At 69.3% G+C, this 15,984-nt stretch carries 13 protein-coding genes and 2 pseudogenes; 9 read left to right on the forward strand and 6 right to left on the reverse strand.

Annotation, left to right across the window (positions count from 1 at the left end; all coding sequences use genetic code 11):
* Positions 1-267 precede the first annotated feature (267 nt).
* The 4 genes and pseudogenes from OHB12_RS17685 (at position 268) to OHB12_RS17695 (ending at position 4,410) form a co-directional block, all read left to right on the forward strand.
* Positions 268-2,484 (forward strand): glycosyltransferase family 39 protein, encoded by a 2,217-nt coding sequence (locus OHB12_RS17685; protein WP_327109720.1) that lies wholly within the window; start codon positions 268-270, stop codon positions 2,482-2,484.
* A 130-nt stretch (positions 2,485-2,614) separates the two neighbouring features.
* Positions 2,615-2,725: pseudogene (locus OHB12_RS36370) on the forward strand (DNA-binding response regulator); the annotation flags it as partial.
* Positions 2,714-2,830: pseudogene (locus OHB12_RS17690) on the forward strand (winged helix-turn-helix domain-containing protein); the annotation flags it as partial. The pseudogenes OHB12_RS36370 and OHB12_RS17690, both read left to right, overlap by 12 nt.
* Entirely contained in the window at positions 2,827-4,410 is a 1,584-nt protein-coding gene (locus OHB12_RS17695) for a sensor histidine kinase (RefSeq protein WP_327109721.1), read from the forward strand. The pseudogene OHB12_RS17690 and the gene OHB12_RS17695, both read left to right, overlap by 4 nt.
* Positions 4,411-4,499: 89 nt before the next feature.
* Here OHB12_RS17695 and OHB12_RS17700 read toward each other — a convergent pair whose 3' ends face one another.
* The gene (locus OHB12_RS17700; protein WP_327109722.1) at positions 4,500-4,643 is read right to left on the reverse strand and encodes a hypothetical protein; all 144 of its coding nucleotides are present in this window, start codon (positions 4,641-4,643) and stop codon (positions 4,500-4,502) included.
* A 229-nt stretch (positions 4,644-4,872) separates the two neighbouring features.
* On the opposite strand from OHB12_RS17700, the gene galE reads away from it, so the two are divergent.
* Positions 4,873-5,850 carry a UDP-glucose 4-epimerase GalE gene (galE, locus tag OHB12_RS17705; RefSeq protein WP_327109723.1) on the forward strand — a complete coding sequence of 326 codons (978 nt, stop codon included), beginning with the start codon at positions 4,873-4,875 and terminating at the stop codon, positions 5,848-5,850.
* A gap of 121 nt (positions 5,851-5,971) precedes the next feature.
* On the opposite strand, the gene OHB12_RS17710 is transcribed toward galE, so the two are convergent.
* Positions 5,972-7,297: a cryptochrome/photolyase family protein gene (locus OHB12_RS17710; RefSeq protein WP_327109724.1), complete on the reverse strand. Its 1,326-nt coding sequence runs from the start codon at positions 7,295-7,297 to the stop codon at positions 5,972-5,974.
* A gap of 179 nt (positions 7,298-7,476) precedes the next feature.
* Complete coding sequence (locus OHB12_RS17715) at positions 7,477-8,103, reverse strand: lipocalin family protein (protein ID WP_327109725.1); 627 nt, start codon at positions 8,101-8,103, stop codon at positions 7,477-7,479.
* Positions 8,104-8,293: 190 nt separating this feature from the next.
* Here OHB12_RS17715 and OHB12_RS17720 point away from each other — a divergent pair, with 190 nt between their 5' ends.
* Positions 8,294-9,139 carry a MerR family transcriptional regulator gene (locus tag OHB12_RS17720; protein ID WP_327109726.1) on the forward strand — a complete coding sequence of 282 codons (846 nt, stop codon included), beginning with the start codon at positions 8,294-8,296 and terminating at the stop codon, positions 9,137-9,139.
* A 181-nt stretch (positions 9,140-9,320) separates the two neighbouring features.
* Here OHB12_RS17720 and OHB12_RS17725 read toward each other — a convergent pair whose 3' ends face one another.
* A complete protein-coding gene (locus tag OHB12_RS17725; RefSeq protein WP_327109727.1) occupies positions 9,321-10,670 on the reverse strand; it encodes a TIGR01777 family oxidoreductase in 1,350 nt (449 codons plus the stop codon).
* Positions 10,671-10,819: 149 nt separating this feature from the next.
* On the opposite strand from OHB12_RS17725, the gene OHB12_RS17730 reads away from it, so the two are divergent.
* Positions 10,820-11,626, forward strand: coding sequence for a nuclear transport factor 2 family protein (locus OHB12_RS17730; RefSeq protein WP_327109728.1), 807 nt, complete (start codon positions 10,820-10,822; stop codon positions 11,624-11,626).
* A gap of 97 nt (positions 11,627-11,723) precedes the next feature.
* Here OHB12_RS17730 and OHB12_RS17735 read toward each other — a convergent pair whose 3' ends face one another.
* A complete protein-coding gene (locus OHB12_RS17735) occupies positions 11,724-12,623 on the reverse strand; it encodes a sterol desaturase family protein (RefSeq protein ID WP_327109729.1) in 900 nt (299 codons plus the stop codon).
* Positions 12,624-12,848: 225 nt separating this feature from the next.
* Between OHB12_RS17735 and OHB12_RS17740 the strand changes: the two genes are divergently transcribed.
* A complete protein-coding gene (locus tag OHB12_RS17740) occupies positions 12,849-14,006 on the forward strand; it encodes a sensor histidine kinase (protein ID WP_327109730.1) in 1,158 nt (385 codons plus the stop codon).
* Positions 14,003-14,674, forward strand: coding sequence for a response regulator transcription factor (locus tag OHB12_RS17745; RefSeq protein ID WP_327109731.1), 672 nt, complete (start codon positions 14,003-14,005; stop codon positions 14,672-14,674). The genes OHB12_RS17740 and OHB12_RS17745 overlap by 4 nt, the downstream gene beginning before the upstream one ends.
* A gap of 106 nt (positions 14,675-14,780) precedes the next feature.
* On the opposite strand, the gene OHB12_RS17750 is transcribed toward OHB12_RS17745, so the two are convergent.
* Complete coding sequence (locus OHB12_RS17750; protein WP_327109732.1) at positions 14,781-15,587, reverse strand: VOC family protein; 807 nt, start codon at positions 15,585-15,587, stop codon at positions 14,781-14,783.
* Positions 15,588-15,984: the final 397 nt, after the last annotated feature.

Raw genomic sequence — 15,984 nt, forward strand, 5'->3', positions numbered from 1 at the left:
CGTCAGCGAGCCATCGCGGCGGGGCTGGGCGGCGTTGTTCGGCTTCCCATCCGCTTCGCCGTGAAGACCGGTCCCAGTCGTCACGTCGATCCATCAGCAATTGGGCTGTTCCACTGACGAGTGCCAGGAGCCCATGTAAGACGCGTTCTTACCGCACGCTGTAATCGGGCTCACAGCGCACTCCCAGGTTTGCCCGAGGTTGCGTGCAGCCTGCCTTCCTAGCCTTCGAATAGTCGAAGAGTTCGACGAGAAAAGGGAAGGCAGGTCATGGCGTCGATAACGAGCTTCCCGGAGGGCGTGGAGGCCGCCGCGAGACCCGTCGGCGCCCACTGCGCCCCCGTGACCGGACGATCGTGGGCGGATCGAGTGTTCTTCGGTCCGGTCACGCAACCACGCTGGGCGCGGCCCGCGCTGTCCGCGCTGCTCGCCGCCACGGCGGTGTTGTATCTGTGGAATCTGACCGTGTCCGGTTGGGGCAACGAGTATTACGCCGCGGCGGCGCAGGCGGGCACCCAGAGCTGGAAGGCGCTGCTGTTCGGCTCGCACGACGCGGGGAACTCGATCACGGTGGACAAACCGCCCGCGTCGCTGTGGATGATGGGCTTGTCGGGGCGGCTGCTCGGGTTCGGCTCGTGGTCGCTGCTGCTGCCGCAGGCGCTGATGGGCGTGGAGTCGGTCGCGCTGCTGACGGCGGCGGTGCGCCGATGGAGTGGCCCAGGCGCGGGATTACTGGCCGGCGCGGCGTTGGCCGCGACCCCGGTGGCGGTGTTGATGTTCCGCTTCGACAACCCGGACGCGCTGCTGACGCTGGTATTGGTCGCGGCGGCCTACTGCACGGTGCGGGCCATCGACGCGCGCGACGCGCGCTGGCGTTCCGCGAGCACGGGCTGGCTGGCGCTGGCCGGTGTCGCTGTCGGGTTCGGGTTCCTGACCAAGATGATGCAGGCGTTCCTCGTCCTGCCCGCGCTGGGGCTGGTGTTCCTGGTCGCCGCGACAGGTGGATTCTGGTCTCGGGTCGGCAAATTGGTGACCGCGTGCGCTGCCATGGTTGTCACAGGCGGCTGGTATGTGCTGTTGGTCGAGCTGTGGCCCGCGGATTCCCGTCCCTACATCGGCGGGTCTACCGACAACAGCCTGTGGGAACTGGCACTCGGCTACAACGGGATGGGCCGACTGCTAGGAGGCAGCGGCAATCCGAGCGGAAACTCCGGCGGCCCCGGCGGCGAGGGCGGCGGGGGCATGGGTGGCGCATTCGGCGGCGACACCGGACTCACCCGACTGTTCAGCGGCACCATGGCCACCGAGGCGTCCTGGCTGCTTCCGGCCGCGCTGATCGGGCTGCTCGCCGGACTGTGGCTCAGCCGCCGTGCCCCGCGCACCGATCCGCTGCGAGCAGGCATGATCCTGTGGGGCGGCTGGCTGCTTGGCACCGGCCTGGTGTTCAGCTACATGAGCGGAATCATCCACCCGTACTACACCGTGGCGCTGGCCCCCGGCATCGCCGGTGTCGCAGGCATCTCCGTCGCACAGCTGTGGCGGCGGCGCGGGCACGTGGCGGCCAGGATCACCCTCGCCGTGTTGTCCGCGGTGACCGGGGTCTGGGCGTTCGTGCTGCTGGACCGCACACCGGACTGGCTACCCTGGCTGCGCTGGACGGTCCTCGTCGCCGCGCTGGCCGTGGCGGTGGCCCTGGTGCTCGGCGCGCATCGCTCCCGCAAAGTCGCGGTCGCTCTTGCCGCAGCGGGGCTGATCGCCGGGTTCGCCGGGTCGACGGCATACGCGATCGAGACGGCCGCGCACTCGCACAGCGGCGGCGTGCCCTCCTCTGGACCGGCGCAGGCGAACGCGATGGGCGGACCACGTCCGGATGGGCGGGACGACGCGGGGTCGGACGGCGCAACGGCCACCGGCGACGGCGCGAACGGGACAGGGACGTCAGGTGGGGCGACTGCCGACAACGGAAGGACCACCGGCAGCGGCTCACCGACCGGAGACGGCGTTTCCCCCAGCGGCGAGGCTCCCACCAGCGAGGAGGCTATCCCCGCCGACGGAGCTCCCACCAATGGCGAAGGTCCCGCCAACGGGGCACCGGCTGGCGACGGCGGGTTCGGCGGCCCCGGCGGCGGCAGCGCGAACAACGCGGAACTGAACGCTCTCCTGGCGAACACCGACAACCGATGGTCGGCGGCGAGCATCGGCTCCTTTACCGCGTCGAGCCTCGAGCTGCGCACAGGCACGTCGGTGATCGCGATCGGCGGGTTCAGCGGTGGCGACAACTCGCCGACACTGGCACAGTTCCAGCAATACGTCGCCGACGGCGAGGTGCACTACTTCATCGCACCGGGACAGCGCGGCTCGCGGCCAGGCACCGATGGCACGAAGTCGGCGGCCGACCAGATTACCGAGTGGGTCGAGGCCCACTACACGGCCACGACAGTGGGCGGGGTCACGGTATACGACCTGACCGTGCCGACCGGCGGCTGAGCTGGTCGAGCCAGGATGGCCGCGTCGCGATCGAGCGACGCGGCCATTCCCGGTTCGGGACGCCGGTGCTCACAGAAAACACCCAGGTTCCTCAGAGGTTGCGCGCTGCCTTCGGCGCGATCATGGGCTCATGACCAGTACCGAAACCGAAGCCCGCGTCCTCGTCATCGACGACGAACCGATGATCGTCGAGTTGCTCGCGGTGAGCCTGCGTTTCCAGGGCTTCGACGTGGCGACCGCGATCTCGTATCTGCGGCGCAAGATCGACACCAGCGAACCGAAGCTGCTGCACACGCTGCGTGGTGTGGGATACGTACTGCGCGAACCACAATCGAGCCGAAGGTGAACGCGCGAGCGAGTCTGTCGCGGCGGGTGTCGGCGGTCCCGCTGCGGGTGGGGCTGGTCATCGTCCTGTTGCTGCTGACGGCGGCGGCGTTGTTCGCGTCGGGGACCGCGGTGACCTCGGCGCTGAGCCGGTCGCTGACCCAACGCACCGACGAGCAGCTCTACGACTCGGCCCGGTCGTGGGCGGAACCACGCCCGATGAAGCAGGTGACCACCCAAGACGGTCGCGTGCAATGGGTTCCGGCCGACCTGCCCGCCGCGCCTGTGCAGCCCCGATCGCCGGGCGAACAGCCGCGCCGGTTCTTCGAGTTACGCAAGGGCGCCGACGGACAGGTGTACCTGGAAGTGCCCGGCAGCAACGGTTCGGCCGACACACCGGATCTCGGCGACCAGCGGGCCGTCACCCCGGTGACGGTCGGGTCCACGGGCGACTCGTCGGTGCGCTGGCGGGTGCTCACCACCACCAACAAGTACGGTTCGACCACCATCGGCCTGCCGCTGACCGACAACCAGGAGACGGTTTCGAGGCTGATCTATATCGAGATCGGCACCGGCGCGACGGCTCTGCTCGCGCTGGGTGCCATCGGGTACCTCGTCATCCGGCGCAGCCTGCGGCCGTTACGCGAGGTGGAGGAGACCGCGGCGGCGATCGCGGGCGGCGACCTGCACCGGCGAGTTCCGGTGCGCGGAGTCGACACCGAGGTCGATCATCTGGCCAGGTCGTTGAACGAGATGCTCGCGCAGATCCAGCACGGTGTGGCCGCGACCGAGGCGTCCGAGGAGGCTGCCAGACGCTCGGAGGCACGGATGCGCCGCTTCGTCGCCGACGCCAGTCACGAATTACGCACGCCACTCACCACGATTCGCGGTTTCGCCGAGCTGTATCGGCAGGGCGCCAGCACCGACGCGCGAATGGTGGTCGGCCGGATCGAGGCGGAGGCCGAGCGGATGGGCCTGCTCGTCGAGGATCTGCTGCTGCTGGCCCGGCTGGACGAGAAGCGCCCGCTGGCGCGCGAACCTGTCGATCTGCTCGCCCTCACCGGGGACGCCGTGCACAGCGCGCAAGCCATGGCCGCCCGCCAGAAGACGACGCCCACCGCGCCGGACCGGCCGATCACGCTGATGATCGGCGACGGCGAAGGAACCATGGACGTGATCGGCGACGAGGCCCGCCTCCGCCAGGTGCTGGCCAACCTGCTCGGCAACGCACTCACCCACACCCCGCCGGAGGCACCGATCACAGTGCGGCTCAGCCCACTTCCCGACCGCGTCCTCATCGACGTGATCGACTCCGGTCCCGGCCTGTCCCCCGAAGCAGCCGCACGAGTCTTCGAACGCTTCTACCGCACCGACACGTCACGTACCCGTGCCAGCGGCGGCAGCGGCCTCGGTTTGTCCATCGTGCAGGCGCTCGTCGCCGCCCACGGCGGGCGGGTGTCGGTGCACACCGAACCGGGCCGCGGCGCGACCTTCACGGTCGTCCTGCCCCGCGAACCCGAGGCGGCGAGCGGCAATCGCGCTCAGCCCGCCGGTCGGCAACGTTCACGAGGCAGTCACGGCACGGCAGGTCGGGTGACCTAGTCGAAAAAGACAACTCCAGCTCACGTCGAGATCAACGGCACATGGTGGCGCCCCCCCTACTCGTGAACGCCATAGCCGTGTGCCTCTGATCAGGACGTCGCCCTATGCGGGCGGTGCGCGGGCTGCAAGACGTCGTCGAGTAGGCCGCCGGTAGTCGGGGCGGCGCCTTCCTCGACGAACCATTCCCAGCGCATCACGCGTCCAAGGATCGGTGTGGGCAGGCGTAGCAGCACACCGGCGATGGTCGCGAAGCGGCTGGAGCCCTCGACGATCGAACGATGCGCGGCCAGAGCGGCTTTTCGCGGGCCGGCGAATCCACTGTTGGTCCGCGACGGCGCCGCGCGATCGGCCGCGCGCCGTTGGGATCCGCCGTTGCCGGCCGGGCGGCGAGCTGATGCCCACCGCGTCGGCCTACCCTGGGGTCTTCCGCGATACAGCCACAGCCCAGGAGGAAAGTCACACGTGAAACTTCTCGTCACCGGCGGCGCCGGCTACATCGGCAGCGTCGTCGCACACCAACTCGTCGACGCAGGCCACGACGTGGCGATTCTCGACGACCTGTCCACCGGCTTCGCGTCGAATCTGCCGGAGCGGGCGGTCTTCCACCACCTCTCGATCCACCGGGTCGCCGACGTTCTCACCCCGGCGGCCGGATTCGACGGTGTGCTGCACTTCGCCGCCAAGATCGAGGTCGCCGAGTCGGTCGCGGATCCGGAGAAGTACTGGCACCACAACATCGAGGGCTCACTCGCCCTGTTGCGGGCCGCGCGCGCCGCCCGGACACCGCGACTGATCTTCTCCAGCACCGGATCGATGTACACCGGTGACGGCAGCACCCCCTTCGACGAGCACGCCGAGGTGCGGCCGAAGAACCCGTACGCGGCCACCAAGGCAACGGTGGACATGATGATCGCGGGCGAGTGCGGCGCGAGCGAACTCGGCGCCGCGTCGCTGCGCTACTTCAACGCTTCGGGCGCCGTCGTGTCGCACGGGGCGCGACTGGGCGAGCGCCACGAGCCGGAATCCCACCTGATTCCGATTCTGCTGCAAGCCGCTGCCGGACAACGGGATTCGTTCACACTGTTCGGCACCGACTATCCCACGCCGGATGGCAGCTGCATCCGCGACTACATCCACGTTGCTGATCTGGCCACCGCCCACCTGCTCGCGCTCCAGGCCATCCGGCCCGGCGAGTACGAGGTGTACAACCTCGGCAACGGCAGCGGCTACTCCAACCGGCAGGTGCTCGACACCGTGCGCGAGGTCACCGGACGCGACTTCCCGGTCTCGTACGCCGACCGAAGGCCTGGTGACCCGGCCGTCTGCGTCGCGGCGAGCGACAAGGCGGGCACCCGACTCGGCTGGAAGCCACAGCGCCCTGATCTGGTCGACATCATCGGCGACGCCTGGGATTTCCATCTCGCGGTGCACGGCGACTGATCGCCGGACTCCCGCGGCAACGGTCGACGACCTGCCGGTCGACGAAGGGCGCGACTACTCGTTCGCGCGACGGCAGAAGAGAATCTCTGCACCATACCTGTGCTCGGACCGCACGCCGACGCTACATGCCGACGCAGTCGATGATCGGCGCGGGATAGTCGGCCGGATCGACGTTCCCCCGCCACGGCCGGTGTATGCGGGCGCCGGGTAGATGCGCCAGCTCGGGTATCCACCGCCGCACGTACGCACCATCCGGGTCGTAGCGCTCAGCTTGGCGCAGCGGGTTGAGCACCCGGTTCGGCCTGGTGTCGGTCCCGGTTCCCGCGATCCACTGCCAGTTCAGCTGGTTGTTCGCCAGATCCGCATCGACCAGCCAATACCGGAAGTGCTCCGCGCCGACGCGCCAGTCCACCCGCAGCGACTTGGCCAGGAAGCTGGCGGCGATCAGCCTGGCCCGGCCCGGCATCCAGCCCTCTGCGCGCAGCTGGCGCATCCCGGCGTCCACGATCGGGTGCCCGGTGTGGCCGTCGCACCATGCGTCGACGGCCTGCGGATCGTCGCGCCACCGGTTCGAGCGGTCACGGTAGTCCGACCACGCGGCCGCCGGGCGAGCGGCCAGCAGCTGGTGATGGAAGTCCCGCCAGGCCAGCTGCCTAGCGAACGCGTGCCCGCCCTCGGTGGACATGTCGATCCGATGCATCAGCTCCACCGGGGACACACACCCGAAATGCAGATACGGCGACAGCCGCGAGGTGGCGTTGGCGCCGAGGTCGTCGCTGCGCCGCGCGTAGTCCGCGATCGGCCCGGACAGCCAGTCCCACATCATCTTTCGCCCTGTCGTCTCGCCGCCGACTGCGAGCTGCGGCGAGGCGCGGCCCGAGCACAGCTCGCCCGCGCCCGGCAGCGGCAAACTCACCACCCTCGGCAGCGTGAGGTCACATGGCTTGCCGAGCCTCGTGCGCCAGTGTGCCGCGCACCAGCGGCGAAAGTACGGGGTGAAGACGGTGAAGTGGTCGCGCCCGGTGGAAGGCATGAGCGCCCCCGGATCGGAGGCCGTGATCGTTGCGGCGTGGGTGTACACCAGACAGTCGCGCGTCGCCAGCCGCTCGCGGAGCGCGCGTTCGCGCCGCCTGCTGTAACCGCTCACGTCCGCGGCGACGTGCACGCTCTCGGCATGCACCTGGGCGACCACCCGGTCGACTTCGGCGACCACGTCGCCGCGGCGCAGCACCAGCCTGCCGCCGATGGCCCGTAGTTCGGCGTCCAACTCCGCGAGGGCGGCGGCCAGGAATCGCGCCCGGTTCGGGGCGGCGAATCGACCGGACAGGATGGCGTCGTCGAGGACGAACAGCGGGACGACTGCGGCGCCTTCCCGGTGCGCGGCGGTCAGCACCGGATTGTCGCGGACTCGAAGGTCGCGGGTGAAGAGGGCGATCGTGACGGTCATCGGCCGCATACCTGGCTAGGGAGACAGCCGATCACTGTTCGCACTCTCGTCGGGTCGCGCAGGGCCGCCGCAGGTGTCGAGCGTGCTCGGCGCTCGTGCGGGTCGCGCCGACGCCCGCATCGGGCAGCAGCCATACCGACGACGATGCGGCCCTCATGGGCGTCGAGCACTCGACTCACCTACCCGCACAACGGCACGATGTCGGATCCGCCACCCGTCGTCGGCGACGTCAGATACCAGCACGGATTCTGGCCCGCCGCCGTGATCGCCGCGCGTACCTGCTGCCAGGACGCCTCGTCCAGCGCGGCCGCGCGGGCGAGGACGAACCCGGACAGCCCGCTCGGGTCGGTGACGACTGCCCACGAGTACTCCGGGCCGAGGGCGGTGACGATGTAGTTGGTCGGGCCCTCCAGACGTTCCTGGGTTGGCACCCCGGGGAAGCTGACATGCAGCTGTGCACCGGTCTCCCGGTCGTTCACCGTTGCGGTGCCTGCGATTTCGGTGCGCGTGTTCGCCCATGTGGTGCAGGTGTTGCGCACCGCGACGTTGCCTTGCGGGTCGAGCGAGTAGTGCGCTTGCGTGTCGCGCGCGCAGATCACATTGAAGTACTGCGGCACGGCGGCGAGCTGACGCCAGGTGCCGAGGTACCGGTCCAGATCCAGACTCGGCACCGGCGCGGGGCCTGCGACCGGGGTCGGTATCGGCACCGCGGCAGCCCCGACTGTGACCAGGGTCGCCGCGGCGAATACGGCGGCGAGCCCAGCAAGGAGGCGAGCGGACAAGCGTGGTGTTCGGCAACGGGTCACGCGAACTCCTAGAAAACCGGCGACGTTTTCCACCGTACCAGAAAACGATGCATTATTGATGCAACCGTGGCCCGATCTGCGCTTCGACCCCGCGGACGTGACGACGTAGCCCTACCGCGCTGCCCCTCCCCCGAGCCACAGCCACCCAGGCGGAGCGAATCCGACCGACCGGAGCGGGCAGAATAGTGCGATGCCCTCCGGTTCCGTCCCCGTGTCCGACGCGGCCGGATACACGGTGCGCGTGGTGGCCGAACGCCTCGGCATCCCGACGGCGACCTTGCGCAGCTGGAATCGTCGTTACAACATCGGACCGCCACAGCACCGCCCCGGCAAGCACCGCCTGTACACCGAAGCCGACATCGCCATGCTCGAGCGCATGCTGACTCTGATCCGCACGGGAGCGAGTCCGGCGGGAGCCGCGGCGGCGGTGCGCGGACCGGCTCCCATGCTCGGGGAGTGCGCGTCGCTGCTGGCCGCGGCCTTCGCACTGGACACCAGGTCGGTGTCGATTCAGTTGGCGGCACACGTCCGCGCCTTCGGCGTAGTGGACACGTGGAACCTGCTATGCCGCCCCGCCTTCACCGACATCGTCGGCCGCCAACTCGGCGGCGAGCGATGCATCGATGTCGAGCACCTGCTCTCCTGGTGCATCATCGCGGTGCTGCACCGCACCGATCCGCCGCCGGAATTGCCGAGCCCAACGCCGGTGGTGCTGGCCTGCACCAGCGGCGAGACACATTCGCTTCCGCTGGAGGTTCTGCGCGCGGCCCTCGCCGAACGCGGGATCGGAGCGCGGATGCTCGGCGCAGACGTGCCCACAGGCGCGCTCGCCGACACCCTTGCCCGGTTCGACCGTCCCGCCGCGGTACTGCTGTGGTCGCAGCAGGAATCCACCGCGTTGACCTCCGCGGTGCGCACCTGCGTCGACGCGGGCGCCCGGGTCCTCGTCGGCGGGCCGGGGTGGGAGGGGGTCTTCCTACCCGAGGGCGTCGAGCGAATCCAGAGCCTGGTCGACGCCGCCGACCGGCTCGCATGACCGCTGCCGCGATCGGTCGGCGATTGCTCGCCGGGAGCATCCGGCTGTGGTGCGATTCTCCTGTGCCGAGCTACGCCCTCCAGTTGCCGGTCAGATACCGATCCGACGCGTAACGATGCTCAGCTGATGCGTCGCAACCTCGACGCGGGACGGCAGCAGCCGCGGCGCGAGGCAACTCGGCTCAGCCCGCGGACTTGCCGAGCAGGTGCCGCAGCGCCGGTTCCAATCCTGGCGAACGGAATTCGTGACCGACCTGCTCCAGCCGTGCGGGAACCGCGCGCTGGCCGGCAGAGGCCAGTTCCCGGTTACCTTCGCGACCGAGGAGCAGGGCCGGGCCGAATCCCGGCACCGGGAGCAGCGCGGGCCGGTGCAGGACCCCCGCCAGGACCTTCGTGTACTCCGCGTTGCGGACGGGATGCGGGGCAACCGCATTGACCGGGCCGGACAGACGCCCGTCCCACAGTGCACGGTGGTAGACGTCGATCAGGTCATCGAGCCCGATCCAGGACAGCCATTGACGACCATCGCCGATGCGTCCGCCCAGCCCGGCGGCGAACAGCGGGCGCAGCAGGTGCAGGGTGCCACCGCGCGGGGACTGCACGATCCCGGTGCGCACCCGCACCACCCGGACGCCGGACTCGGCGGCCGGGCGCGATGCGGCTTCCCAGTCGTCGACCAGGTCGGCAAGGAAACCGTCTCCGCGCGCGGCGTTCTCCGTCAGCGTTTCGTCGCCGCGGCCGTATCCGTAGTAGCCGATCGCGGAGGCGCTGACGAAGACCGGCACCGCTGCCCGCGCCGCGACCTCGGCGAGCCTGCGAGTCGGCCCGATCCGGCTGTCGGCCACCGCACGTTTGTGCTTCTCGGTGAACCGGCCCGCGATCGACGCGCCCGCCAGATGCACGACCGCGTCCACGCCGTACAGCAGGTCCGGCGCGGGATTATCGGTGTCCCACTGCCTTTCGTCCGCGGCGCGCGGCGGGTGACGGACCAGCCTGAGCACGGTGTGCCCTCCGGTGGTCAGGAACGCCGTCAGCGCCGAGCCGACCAGGCCGGAGGCCCCGGTCACCGCGATGGTCGCGGCCTCGAAGCCGGACCGCGCCGCCCGCGCGTGCGCGGCCAAGTCGTCGGCGAGCTGACGATGACGGTAGGCGAGCATGGGCCGTAGCACCGCGGCGGGCGCCGGCGCGTCGACCCGATCCACGACCCGCGTGTGCGTCTCGTCGACAACCTCGAAATCGTGGGTATGACGCCAGGGCACCAGACCGGCGGGCAGCGAGCCGAGGCCGTCGACGGTGACCGCGTCGACGAACCGGTGCGGCGGGTCGTACTCGTGGGGATCGTGCCGCGCCACCCAGCGCAGCCCGCCCGGCAGCCCGAGCACGGCCTGCCCGTCGGACAGCGAGTCCGCTTCGACCCGTGGCGATACCGGCTGCCAGGGCGGGGCGAGCCGGGTGAGCGCCCCGGGGCGGGCGTGCCAGGCGAACACCTCGGACCGAGGAAGATCGATGACGCTCGAATACTCGATGCCCATGACTCGACTGTAGTCCGGGATGCAGCCATTGAAACGTTCATGCATCGCTTTGCGGCGCGATGGCGCAGAAATCCGCTGGAATGCGGCGTCAAACTAGAACATGTTCTACCATGTGTCGAGTCACGACCCGCGACAACGGAGGTACTGCCATGCCGCTGGCCCCCTCGGCCGCAGCGCTGCTGACTGTCGTCGAGGCTTCACCGCGCGCGGTCGCCGCGCACGACAAGTCGGCGTGGGTCGACCTGTTCGCCGCAGACGCCGAAGTCAACGACCCGGTCGGCGCTCGCCCGCACATCGGCCGCGGCGCCATCGAACGCTTCTACGACACCTTCATCGGTCCGAACACCATCGCTTTCCGGGTCGAACGCGACCTGGTGGACCCACCAACGGTGCTGCGCGACCTCACCATAGTGACCACCATGTCGACCGGCGCCACCGTGTACGTCCCGATGCATCTGCGCTACCGCCTCGTCGAGGAGGACGGGGCCTGGAAGATCGCCGACCTCGCCGCATTCTGGGAGCTGGCCGCGATGATCTGGCAGCTGCTGCGCACCGGAGCGCCCGGACTCGGCGCCGCGCTGAAACTCGGACCACAGCTGATCGCCAACCAAGGTTTCGGCGGGATGATCGGGATGCTGTCGGCGCTCCGCGGCGTCGGTCGTACCGGGAAGCGCATGACGACAAGGGTCTTCGCCGCCGCCGCGAGCACGAACCTGCTCCGGGTGCGTGGCCTGCTCGGCAACCGGGCCGAGATCGAATTACCCGCGGGCACACCGGTTTCGGTGGAGGAATTCACCAACCGGGTGCGGAACATGCGCTGGAGCAAGGTGATCGCCGCCGGTCGCACCGTCACGGCGAGCGTCCGGCTCGGCGACACGCACGGGGTCGCGGTCGCCGAGTTCGCCACCGGGGCTACCCACATCACCATCCTCCGCTTCTACCTCGACGCGGTGTGAAAGTGCCTGTCCGGTAGTCGGATGCACCGAAACCCCTACTCCTAGTGCTCCTGACCTGGGATGCGCTGAGGGCACTCACGCAGGATCCTCGAGCGATTCAGGATGTCAGCTGCACGGATTCGGGGGCTTGCTTCTCGACCGAATCGGGCGCGGGCTGCTCGGTCCATCCGGGCGGACCGAAAACGTATCCGAGACGGCCGCGCCAGGTGCCGGCCGCTCGCACATCGCGGACCAGGCCGGCGAGCTCGTGGTAGTTGAGCTTCAGCGGATTGTCGGTGCCGATGTTCTTGGTGAGGCCATAGCGGATCGGTTCGGATTCGGCGGCGAAGCTGCCGAACATACGATCCCAGACAATGAAGACGCCGCCGTAGTTCTTGTCGATGTAGGGCTGGTTCGAGCCGTGGTGGATGCGGTGGTGCGCCGGGGTGTTGAACAGGAACTCGATCGGGCCCGGCAGCGTCGTAACGCGCTGGGTGTGGATCGGGAACTGGTAGAGCAGTCCGATGCTCTGCAGCAGGAAGATCATCCAGGCCGGGAAGCCGAGCAGCGCCGCGGGCACCCAGGCCAGCCCGCGCAGGACGTTGGCGACCGGATGCAGCCAGGGCAGGCGGATCGCGGTAGACAGATTGAAGTGCTCGCTGGAGTGGTGCACGCTGTGCGCGGTCCAGAGCAGGCGGACCCGGTGGTCGGCGCGGTGCGCCCAGTAATAGCAGAAGTCGGTCACGACGAGGCCGAGTACCCAGACCCACCACGACCTCGGCGAGAGGTGTAGCGGCGTGATCGCCGCGGCGCCCACCACCGCTGAGAACGGAATCAGGTACTGCATCAGCGGCTTCACCAGCCTGCCCAGCGTGAACGTCGCCACGTTCGCGGCGGTGTCGCGGACCGACCCGCTGTTGCGGGATCGGTCGGGATCGCGGCGGTAGGCGATCCACTCCACGAGCATCAATACCGCGAACGCCGGAATGGCATAGCTCAACAACTCCACACGGCCCATGAGATCTCCTTCACCGTCTGCTGTCGGAATTCGACGCTACGGGGACGGGCCCGCGCGAACATCGCGCCGACGAGGGATTCGACATCCCTCGCGCGAGGGACGCGGTCGCCCCGGTGCGCGGGCAGAGTTGTCGCGCGGCGTCCGCGGGCACGGGAGCGGATTCACTAGGATCGCCCGCGGGCTTCGACGCTGGGACGAGCAGAAGGCGGTGGCGAACTGTTGGATGTGAGCAGGTCGCTGGCGCGCCAGTCGGTGGTGGTCGCGGTGGTGGCCGCGCTGATCGACGCGGTGGTGCTCGGTCTGTGCGGCGTGTTCGCCGTGGCCCCGTGGCAGACGGTCGCGGCCCTTGCCGGGATCGTCGCCGCCGACTTGGCGCTGGCCGCGCCGCCGCGGACGGCCGGGGTGGTGGCCGTGGTGCAGGTAGCGGTGCGGTTGCTGGCCGCACTGCTACTGCATCGGCACGGTTTCCCGGCGCGCTTCGCGGACGTGGGATTTCTCGTCGCGGGATATCGCGCAGGGGCATGGCTCAGCGGCCCGAAATCCGTGCTGACCATGCTCGCACTGTGCGGCGGCGTCGCATCGGCGCACCTGCTCACCGACAGCAGCGCGGCGCACGACTGGCGGCTGCTGCTCGCCTCGACCGTGTCCGCGGGGTGCGTACCGTGGCTCGTCGGCCGCTACACCACGGCACGCGGCGCCTACATCGCCGATCTCGAGCAGCAAGCCCAGCTGCGCCAGCAAGAGCACAGGGCCGCGTTGGAGCGGGCCGTGACCGACGAGCGGGCCGCGATCGCGCGGGACCTACACGACGTGATCTCCCATCACGTCAGCGCGATCGGCATCCACGCGGGGGCGGCGCGGCTCGCCATGGGCGACGACGCGGGTACCGCGGCCACCAGGTCGCTGGCCGCCGTGGAATCCAGCAGCAGGGCGGCGATGGTCGATCTGCGCCGCCAGCTCGATCTGTTGCACGGCCGCGAGGACGAGGGGCAGCGCCAGCCTGGGCTCGCCGAGATCGACGGTTTGATCGAGCATGTGCGCGCGGCCGGACTCGACGTCGAGGTGATCGAGCGCGGCACGGCAGTCGAGCTGCCGGAATCACTGAACATCACGCTGTATCGCATCGTGCAGGAGATGCTGACCAACGCGCTGCGCCACGGCGACGGCACGCACGCGCGGCTGGAGGTGGAGTACCTGCCGAAGCGGGTGGTCCTCCGCGCCACCAATCCCCTCGCCCCCGAACCTGCCACCGCCGAGCCCTCGGTACCGCGCGGCCTCGCCGGGATCCGCCGCCGCGCCGAGCTCTTCGACGGCGAACTGGACTACGGGCAGAACGGAACCCACTGGCACACCACGGTTTCGCTGCCGATCGGAGGATCGTGAACACCCCCATCCGTGTCCTGATCGCTGACGACCACAGCATGTTCCGCTCCGGTCTGCGCGCCGTCGTCGACAGCCAGGCCGACCTGGACTGTATCGCCGAAGCGAGCGACGGGCGCACCGCCATCGCCGAAACCGCCCGGCTACGACCGGATGTCGCGATCCTCGACGTCCGCATGCCGAAGCTGGACGGGCTTGCGGCCACGGCCGCGATCGTCGCCGCAGGTGGCACCCACGTCCTGGTGCTCACCACCTACGACAGCGATGCCAACCTCTATCGCGCGTTGCAGGCCGGAGCGAGCGGCTTCTTGCTGAAGAGCCTTCCGCCGGAGGAACTGGTCGCCGCCATCCGCATCGCGGCGCGCGGCGACGCGCTGATCGACCCCTCGATGACCCGCCGCCTGGCATCCCGCTTCGCGAGCAGTCTCACGCCGCCGCGCACACCGCCGGAGGTGCGGCAGCTCACCGCCCGCGAGCTGGAGGTGCTGCTGCTGCTCGCCGATGCGCGCAGCAACGCCGAGATCGCCGCGATGCTCGGCGTCGGCGAGGAGACGGTGAAAACCCACGTCTCGAGGATCCTGGCGAAGCTCGGCGTCCGTGACCGCATCCATGCGGTCGTCTACGCTCACCAGCACGGTTTGGTCACCCACGGACCGCCGCCTTCGGACTGACCGCGCCGGTCGACTCGGCCCGGTCGACCTATCCCGCGGCTCGGGCCGCGGGATAGCCGTTCGTCCAACGGCGGAGTGGCGGCTCGCACCACCCCGCCGCAGTCCGTTAGGAACCGGTCGGCGTTTCGCCGACAGTGGTCGTCGGATCGATGACGCCGAAGACCTCGCCTTGCGGGCCCTGCACGACGCCCATGCGACCGAACGGGCTGTCGTCGGGCCCCATCATGACGGTGGCGCCCAACTCGCCCGCCTTGGCCAGCGCGCCATCGGTGTTGCCGACCTGGAACCACGCCAGCCAGTACGCCGGGTCGTCGCCTGGCGTCTTGGTCGAATCGTTCATACCGCCGACGGGATCGCCGTCCGCGGCCAGGCTCAAGGTGGAGTAGACGAAGTTCTGCCCGTCGCCGATCTCGGTGTAGTGCCAGCCGAAGACCTCGGCATAGAACTCCTGGGCCTGCTTGTAGTCGCCGGTATGCAGTTCGTTCCAGCAGTAGGCGCCGTGCTCGTTGTAGACGCCCGCCCCGCCGTGGGCTTTGGCTTCCCACACTCCGAAGACCGCACCGGTGGGGTCCGCGGCGACGAACATCCGGCCGGCGTCGAGCACATCGAACGGCGGCATCATCAGGGAACCGCTCGCGGCGGTGACCTTTTCGGCGACCGCGTCGGCGCTGTCGACGGCGATGTAAGTGGTCCAGACCGAGGGCATCGGCATGCCCTCGGGTTTGGGTCCGATGCCCGCGGCCGGACGGCCGCCGCGCATGGCCATCAGATATCCGCCCGCCTCGGGCGAGCTGTCTTCGATCTCCCAGCCGAAGAGTTCGCCATAGAACTCGCGAGCACGTGTGGTGTCGTCGACCTGGCAGTCGACCCAACATGGTGTTCCCTGCGGCCATCTTCCGTCATGAGTGGGCATTCCGGTGCCTCCTGACATGGATTGCTGAAGTGCGGCCGGGACAGCCAGCACACGCATAGTCAACCACCAGCATCCCCTCCGGATGGCCCGAATCGACCGACCGTTCTCGACCGATCCAGCAGACAAATCACCAGTTCGACGACCCACAGGCAGATCAGCGCCGGCACGAAGGTCGCGCAGGCCGACGATCGAGGAGACGACAGCTCCAGCACCTTCAGCAACTAAAGAGTGACACGCTGCGCCTCGGGCGTAGGCACCGCCGCCCACCGTGGCGGCCGCCGAATTCACCGGGCGCCCAGCCGACCTACCTCTTCGCCTACGCATGACCCGGCGACAACGAGATCGCAGCGACATCGCTGGTGGTGGATGTCCCGTTATGCCACAATCTCTTTCGGAA

The sequence above is a fragment of the Nocardia sp. NBC_01730 genome, from assembly GCF_035920445.1.
Lineage (GTDB): Bacteria > Actinomycetota > Actinomycetes > Mycobacteriales > Mycobacteriaceae > Nocardia.

Bases quoted from the DNA above. Each gene is read 5' to 3' on its own strand.
- OHB12_RS17685 (WP_327109720.1), top strand. From the start codon at position 268: ATGGCGTCGATAACGAGCTTCCCGGAGGGCGTGGAGGCCGCCGCGAGA.
- OHB12_RS17710 (WP_327109724.1), bottom strand. From the start codon at position 7,297: ATGACCGTCACGATCGCCCTCTTCACCCGCGACCTTCGAGTCCGCGAC.
- OHB12_RS17720 (WP_327109726.1), top strand. From the start codon at position 8,294: ATGCCCTCCGGTTCCGTCCCCGTGTCCGACGCGGCCGGATACACGGTG.
- OHB12_RS17725 (WP_327109727.1), bottom strand. From the start codon at position 10,670: ATGGGCATCGAGTATTCGAGCGTCATCGATCTTCCTCGGTCCGAGGTG.
- OHB12_RS17730 (WP_327109728.1), top strand. From the start codon at position 10,820: ATGCCGCTGGCCCCCTCGGCCGCAGCGCTGCTGACTGTCGTCGAGGCT.
- OHB12_RS17735 (WP_327109729.1), bottom strand. From the start codon at position 12,623: ATGGGCCGTGTGGAGTTGTTGAGCTATGCCATTCCGGCGTTCGCGGTA.
- OHB12_RS17750 (WP_327109732.1), bottom strand. From the start codon at position 15,587: ATGCCCACTCATGACGGAAGATGGCCGCAGGGAACACCATGTTGGGTC.